Here is a 429-nt window from a genome sequence, read left to right as displayed (position 1 = left end):
CTCCGCGCCTGCGCGGCATGAATCAACGAGGTTGTTTTGTCCAAGATTCGCGAATTGGCTCAGCTGGCCGGGGTTTCCGTGTCGACGGTTTCGAGAACTTTGAGATCGCCCGAGCACGTGCTCGCGCGAACCCGTGAGCGCGTCATGGCGGCCGTGGAGCAGGCCGGCTATCGGCCGAACCTGATGGCCGTGCAGTTTCGTTCGCAGCGCACTGGCAATCTGGTGATTCTGGTGCCGACCATCGCCAACACCTTTTTCGCCCGGGTCATCAGCGGCGCGCAGCAAGCAGCGCAGGCGGCCGGTTATCGCCTGCTGCTGTGCGACACCCAGGGCCTGGAAGAACTGGAGCGACAATTCGCCGAGCTGGTGTACGCCTATCAGGCCGACGGGGTGCTCCAGTTGCGCGCTTACGATCCTTTCGAAAACACT

1 protein-coding gene is annotated in these 429 nt (G+C 62.5%); it reads left to right on the top strand.

Annotation, left to right across the window (positions count from 1 at the left end; all coding sequences use genetic code 11):
• Nucleotides 1-36 precede the first annotated feature (36 nt).
• Nucleotides 37-429: LacI family DNA-binding transcriptional regulator (locus J5M71_RS28895; protein WP_207839113.1), on the top strand; the 393-nt coding region annotated here is incomplete at its 3' end.

This window comes from Pseudomonas sp. 43(2021) (assembly GCF_017490805.1).
In the GTDB taxonomy this organism is placed as follows: Bacteria; Pseudomonadota; Gammaproteobacteria; order Pseudomonadales; family Pseudomonadaceae; genus Aquipseudomonas.
This window is presented reverse-complemented; position numbering and strand designations above follow the sequence as displayed.